1 pseudogene is annotated in these 1,176 nt (G+C 58.5%); it reads left to right on the forward strand.

Features of this window, described 5'->3' with window-relative positions:
* Positions 1–943 precede the first annotated feature (943 nt).
* Positions 944–1,176, forward strand: a pseudogene (locus tag CQ12_RS42240) (GGDEF domain-containing protein); the annotation flags it as partial.

The following is a 1,176-nucleotide window of genomic DNA, read 5'->3' on the forward strand; positions in this document are numbered from 1 at the left end:
ACGCTCACAACATCGCGGCGAAGGCCGTGCGCAAATGCGGTTGCTGCCGCAGCAGCACGAACATGTGGTTTCATTACGCAACACACCAGCATGCATCTTTGAGCGAGCGGACTCGCCTAAGGCGAGCCCGCCCTACATGACCGGGAGTAGGTGAACGGAATTCGGTCATCATAGCGCAGCAAGTTGCGTGCCAGCATCGCAATTGAAGCGCTTGACGGCCGACCTCGTTGTGCCAGGAACCTACAAGGTTTGGCAGGTGGCTAACTAAACAGGGTTAGGTATGCTAACGGCTTCGGTTGTGCAATTCCACACGAAGGAGGCCTCAGATGGTCTACAAGAAACTCGTCAATCAAAGTGTGCTGACGCTTACGGTGTTGCTCATCACGCGTGTTGATTCGGAGCCGAACCAGTAACGGGCTATTGTCGCGGGGGCGCTACCGGCGGGCGGCAGGCAGACGGATGAGTACGGTAATACGCAGAATCCTTTCCTCAACGGGCTCATGATTTTCTTGTCTTCCGATGGCGCGTTTTCGAGCGCCCCGCAGACCGTAACAACTCGCGGCAGCAGCTGGGACCATCTGCTGAACACGCACACGACACGCTGACCGTCAGCGGAGCGGGTAGGCTGAACGTGATGGGCTCGAAGACATGAATGTAGCCCACGGCCTGCTGATCCCAGCCGCGGGACGTGGGCCGCTTCTGGACGACAAGGCCGATCCTTTCGGCGCCGCCGACTGTTCGACGGGTGCAGCAGATGAAGGGAAAGCACCGGTGCAGCGGTGATCGCACGCGCCGGCTTGTTGAATGGCCTTCCGACCGCGACGCACCGTGGCTCCTTCATCTGAGTAGTGCAGCAGGGACCGAAGGTGCTCTAGGCCAGCGTATTCCTCGGAGACGCTCAAGAGTCCATGAAACGACCGCAGGTCATCATGGGAGACGGTTTATGCATATAAGCACCAATCTTGCGGTACACGAACCGACCAACGCACTCCGGCAGGTCACACAGGCGTATATGAGCCTTCTCCTCATCGCCTTCGCCCTGATGCCCGCCCAGTTCATCGCCTACCTGTACTTCCAGCAGGATCCCGCGCTAAAATTCGAAAATCACCTGTTCCACGAGTTCGCGATTGCCGTCGCCACCCTCGAAGGGCTGTTCGTCACCTATGTGACGTGGCG

The sequence above is a fragment of the Bradyrhizobium jicamae genome, from assembly GCF_001440395.1.
GTDB classification, from domain to species: domain Bacteria; phylum Pseudomonadota; class Alphaproteobacteria; order Rhizobiales; family Xanthobacteraceae; genus Bradyrhizobium; species Bradyrhizobium jicamae.